At 26.4% G+C, this 5,168-nt stretch carries 7 protein-coding genes; all 7 read right to left on the reverse strand.

Annotated features, from left to right (window positions below; translation table 11 throughout):
• Nucleotides 1-49 precede the first annotated feature (49 nt).
• The gene (locus ACRDBA_RS09775; protein ID WP_438572735.1) at nucleotides 50-1,207 is read right to left on the reverse strand and encodes an MFS transporter; all 1,158 of its coding nucleotides are present in this window, start codon (nucleotides 1,205-1,207) and stop codon (nucleotides 50-52) included.
• 492 nt (nucleotides 1,208-1,699) lie between these two features.
• Entirely contained in the window at nucleotides 1,700-2,041 is a 342-nt protein-coding gene (locus ACRDBA_RS09780) for a hypothetical protein (RefSeq protein ID WP_438572736.1), read from the reverse strand.
• A 38-nt stretch (nucleotides 2,042-2,079) separates the two neighbouring features.
• Entirely contained in the window at nucleotides 2,080-2,292 is a 213-nt protein-coding gene (locus tag ACRDBA_RS09785) for a helix-turn-helix domain-containing protein (protein ID WP_438572737.1), read from the reverse strand.
• 15 nt (nucleotides 2,293-2,307) lie between these two features.
• Entirely contained in the window at nucleotides 2,308-2,787 is a 480-nt protein-coding gene (locus ACRDBA_RS09790; protein ID WP_438572738.1) for a DUF2975 domain-containing protein, read from the reverse strand.
• A gap of 162 nt (nucleotides 2,788-2,949) precedes the next feature.
• Nucleotides 2,950-3,570: a superoxide dismutase gene (locus tag ACRDBA_RS09795; RefSeq protein WP_438572739.1), complete on the reverse strand. Its 621-nt coding sequence runs from the start codon at nucleotides 3,568-3,570 to the stop codon at nucleotides 2,950-2,952.
• 125 nt (nucleotides 3,571-3,695) lie between these two features.
• Nucleotides 3,696-4,049: a rhodanese-like domain-containing protein gene (locus ACRDBA_RS09800; protein WP_438572740.1), complete on the reverse strand. Its 354-nt coding sequence runs from the start codon at nucleotides 4,047-4,049 to the stop codon at nucleotides 3,696-3,698.
• Nucleotides 4,050-4,188: 139 nt separating this feature from the next.
• Nucleotides 4,189-5,168, reverse strand: a 980-nt coding sequence (locus tag ACRDBA_RS09805) for a fibronectin type III domain-containing protein (RefSeq protein ID WP_438572741.1), incomplete at its 5' end; no start/stop codon positions are given.

Genomic DNA, 5,168 nt, shown 5'->3' on the forward strand with positions numbered 1-5,168 from the left:
AAAAAAAGCTTCACGGTTATCCCATGAAACTTTTATTACTATATTAAATTTATGAATAATCTTTTTTAACTTCTATGATAGATAAGCTTATAGCTGCTACCCCTAATATAATTAACGCAAATTTTAATGTCACTAATTCTCCAACAAACCCTACCAATGGGAAAATTATAATCATAGCTAATGAACAAATCATACTTTCAATTGAAAGTATCGTTGCCCTTTGATTTGATGGTATTAACTCATTTAATTTATTAGAACTTATAGGATATAATGCTGCTGTAAAGAATCCTACTCCCCAAAACATTATTAATGATGAGAATCCATCTAAATAGCCAAATAATAAAATAGATATTCCTATAAATAAAGGAATTACTACATATCTCTTTCCCTTAAGTTTTTTATCTAATGAACTACTTAATATAGCTCCAATAGATGAAAAGGCTCCATTTATTAAAAATATCATTGAAATAGAAACCCTACTAAATCCCAAGTCACTAAAGTTTTGCTGTCCATAAAAATAAGTTGTAGTAGAAAAGGCAAATATCCAAGGAAAATACATTAAAAACTTAACTAACCTTTTATTTGACTTTAATGTTATAAAACAATCTTTAAAATGATTTATAACATTAATACTTTCTCTCTCCTTTTCTATTTCTACTTCCTCAAATGAAAATGCTATAGCTAATGCAAATAATCCAATTAAAATCGCTGCTATATAACTAAGGGAAAAGCTTTTTTCTGATAAAAATCCTCCAATAAAAACTGCTAAGCCTTGTGATATTTCTATAATTAAACTTATCTTTCCACTTACTTTTGTATAAGTATCTTCTTTATTAATTACTTTTAAACTATCATAAACTAATGCCTCTTCAGATCCTGAGTTTAAATTATAGCTTATAGCTTGAATTACAAAAGCTACTGCAAATCCAAAAAAGCTATTTGAAAATAACATTACTATACATGATATTAAAAAAACAAATCTTCCAAGTATTATAACTCTTTTTCTTCCTAATAAGTCAGCTATAGCCCCTGTTGGTATTTCAAATAAAAATCCAGTTATATGAAAAATACTTTCTAATAATCCTATTTCAATAAGATTTAATCCCTTATATCCAAGATAAAGAACCCAAATTGCTGCTGTAATATCAAATGCACTAAAAAATTTATATATATAATCTACCTTAATATTTCTTTCTATTCTTTTCATTTTCTTCACTCCAATTTTATTTTTTTATATAAAAAATAGACCTCTCATATGATTGGTCTAAATTGAAGTTACTACCTAATTTTGAAAGATTTTAGAACTAAAACTACATTATCTTTCTAAAAAAGTGCGCAGTAACCCAATTTCTAAAAAATTACTTGTTTTAGATAGGCAACTGCTAGACATCACTTGATATCTTGCATTTTCAGAAAAACTATTCATAGTTTTCAATTCTCCTTTCAATAAATTTCCATTACTATTATATCATATCTTCCATTTAAATGTTACTTAATTTTACCATCTTAGAATTCCTAAAATAAATAAATGTAATGGATAAAAAATATATGTATACTTTTCTAAATTTAATAAAAATAAAACACAACATTTTATACTGCTGTGTTTTAATACATATAACAAATATTATTCTCTTACTCTAAATCTATATAAATACAAAGTAATTGCATTTAATACAATTGTGATAATAAGTAAAACTACTTATTTTTTCTTACTAGGAACAAAAACTATAATTACATTTAATATAAATACTACTAGACTACTAAATGCTATTAATAAAAGCCTATCACCCCAAATTTCATATCCAACTGCATTATTATCTGCTAATACACCTTGAAACATAAAACCTGCAGCCATTGCTAGTCCACAAATCACATCTATTACTAAATCCATTACTTGAATTGTTTTTCCATCCTTTTTCATACTATTATTAATATATATAGCCTTAAAGAAATTTCCTACTACAACTACAAGTAGTGCTGCATATGCAAAAAATATCCATTGAAAATGAAACATTACATCATCTAATGGCTTTACCTCCATACCTATCCCCTCACCTTTTCTCAAAATTTTATACCTTTTTATTCTTCATCATTTACATACTCTAAAATATCACCTGGCTGACAATTTAGCTCTTTGCATATAGCTTCTAAAGTAGAAAATCTTATAGCCTTTACCTTATTATTTTTTAATATTGATAAATTGGCGTTTGTTATCCCAACCTTTTCAGCTAACTCATTTAATGATATTTTTCTTTTTGCCATCATTACATCTAAATTTACTATTATAGGCATTATCCTTCTCCTTTGCTATACCATAAAGTCTGTTTCTTCTTTATAACTAACAGCTTTATCAAAGACTTGTGACAATACTAATATAAATAAGCCTGCAAATAAAAATAGTGCAAACTCTATATCTGTATGTATCCCAAGTGAATCTATATATACTAATCTAAAATTGCTATTCATTAAATTAATAATATTATTAACTAAATAGCATCCTGATATAACAAAGCATTCTATAGATATATTTTTAAATGAGACTACATTTTTCCTTACAAAAGGAGTTCCATCTATTAATGTACTTACTACTTTTTTTAAATTAAATATTATTAAAAATAAACAAGTTATACCTATTACTAATAGGCCTAGCTCTAATAAATGAATGCTATTCTTTGAGCTTCCTATTACATTACTTAATGCTATTATAGTTAACACTATACCTACAACAACTGTACAATTTAATATAATATTTAATAGCTTTGCCATTTTTCTTTCTTTTGTAATCACAACATCTCCCCCTTACCTCTTTTCCATTATATAACACAAGAAATAGTTTTTCAATATATTTTTATCGATAAACAATAATTATTTATCCTTTTAAAATATATTAACTAAGTTATAATATACTAAAAAAGGAGTGTTATATACACTCCTTTACAATATTAAACATTAATAATTATTTTCACTTAAATAAATTTCCTCAACCTTACTCCAATCTATTACATTCCAAATATTTTGCACATAATCAGCTCGTAAATTTTTATACTTTAAATAATAAGCGTGCTCCCATACATCAATAGTTAAAATTGGTATCTTTTTAAAAATAAGAGGTGAATCTTGATTTGCTGTAGCCATTACTTCTAGCTCACCATTTTCGTTTATTACAAGCCATGCATATCCTGATCCAAATTGATTTATAGCTTTTTTAGAAATTTCGTCTTTTAAATTTTCTAAACTACCAAATTTTTTATTTATTTCATTTAATAATTTTCCTTCAGGACATTTTTTAGGTTTCTTTGCTAGAATAGAAAAATATAAGTTGTGGTTAGCTACTCCTCCACCTTGATTTATTACATCCTTTTTTATTTCCTTTGGAATTAATTCAGGATAATAAAGTATTTCCTCTAATGATTTTCCATCTGTAAAATTCTCATAACCTTCAAGTGCCTTATTTAGCTTATCTACATATGTTTGTAAATGCTTTGTATAATGTATACAAACTGTTTCCTTATCAATCCATGGTTGTAAATCTCTATACTTATATTGCAATGGTACTTTATCAAACTTCATAGACTTTACTTACTCCTTCCATAATTTAAACTATTATTTATTACCTGTATATTCATCATCACAGATTATTGTTCTAACTATGCCTAAATAAAAAGAGTTAGTATTAATACTAGCCCCTTAAACTACTATATATATCTATTACCTCTTACCCCCATCCAAAGTACATTAGACTTTATTCCAATATACCTTGCATAAAGACACATCAACGGACTTCTTAATCGACCTCTAGAACAAGCAAATGTTAAGGGTATATTCTTATTTTTAGATATTTTTATTAATCTCTTTCTTATATATTTTCTATTTTTAATAAGGCTATATAATATTATAAAAAATGCGCTTAAATAAAACTTTTTCATGGTATATCTTGATTTCCTATTCATTATTGGAACATTATAATGACATAAGGAATATTCCTTAAATTCCTCTTCTGTTCTAACATCAATTAATATATTTTTAGCATTTTTATATCTAACAAACATGATTTCCTCTCTTTATAAATCTATATTCCCTTTAACATCATATCTCTCTATAAATCAAGCTTATTAGAATAATCAATAAAGTATGCTTAAATATAGAAAAATGCCTTATTCTTAATAAAGCATTTTTCATTAATTATAATTATTTTATTGTTCTTATATTTATTGATACTGGCTTAGATTTTTCACCATTAGAATATTTACTAACTACTTTAAATCCATATATTGTGTTAGCTTTTAATTTAGTAGCTGTAAATGTGTTTTCAGTTGCTGGAATCTCTGCTACTACCTTACCATCCATATAAACTATATAGCTTTCTAAACCTGTAGCTTCTTTAGGCTCATCCCAATTTAATATTACTTCATCAGATGATACTTCTCCATTTAAATTTAAAGGTTTTGAAACTACTATTTCTATTTCAACCTCTAAAGCTTCAATAGAATCTCTTAAAGCTTTTTCAATAGTTTCAGTGCTTTCTATTCCTTCTACATAAGCTTTTTGAGCGTTTATTAATGCATCAACCATATTAGAAACAAGAGTTAAGTCCTTGTCTTTAATATCTAGTTCTTCTGCTTCTAAAATCATATCTCTTAACACATTTGATTCTTGAATTTGATCATATGTGAAATTAACTTCTGCTATTTGGTACCACTTATTAACGTTTTGCTTTATTACTATTCTTACAAATTGAACTGGAGTCTTTTCAAAAGAAATAGTTTTTTCTTTTGCTCCATCATTAGTTATCTCTCCAACCTTTGTCCACTGACCTTTTTGAGTTGCAACTTCAACGTCTGCCTTAACAATAAAGTCTTCTCCTACATCTGCTGGATTAATTATTTTTATTTCTGACATATTTAATTTTTCTGCAAATGAGAATACTATTTCATCACCTACATTTTGATTGTCAGCAAACCAAGCTTTAGTATTTACATCTCCATCTACTATTCTCTCAACAGCATATTTTTCTGGTGGGAAATATGGTCCTTGCCATGCAGCTCCTGAATGAGTATAAGTTGAATCAGTAGCTGTTACCGTAGGTATATTCCCATCTCTCTTCATTAAATTTTCCTTTGAATCTTTAATATTGTTAAATGCTTCTTTCATTTTATCTACAGTAATAT

The organism is Clostridium sp. (genome assembly GCF_051654825.1).
Taxonomy (GTDB): domain Bacteria; phylum Bacillota; class Clostridia; order Clostridiales; family Clostridiaceae; genus Clostridium.

Bases quoted from the DNA above. Each gene is read 5' to 3' on its own strand.
- ACRDBA_RS09785 (WP_438572737.1), bottom strand. From the start codon at position 2,292: ATGCCTATAATAGTAAATTTAGATGTAATGATGGCAAAAAGAAAAATA.
- ACRDBA_RS09780 (WP_438572736.1), bottom strand. From the start codon at position 2,041: ATGGAGGTAAAGCCATTAGATGATGTAATGTTTCATTTTCAATGGATA.
- ACRDBA_RS09775 (WP_438572735.1), bottom strand. From the start codon at position 1,207: ATGAAAAGAATAGAAAGAAATATTAAGGTAGATTATATATATAAATTT.
- ACRDBA_RS09795 (WP_438572739.1), bottom strand. From the start codon at position 3,570: ATGAAGTTTGATAAAGTACCATTGCAATATAAGTATAGAGATTTACAA.
- ACRDBA_RS09800 (WP_438572740.1), bottom strand. From the start codon at position 4,049: ATGTTTGTTAGATATAAAAATGCTAAAAATATATTAATTGATGTTAGA.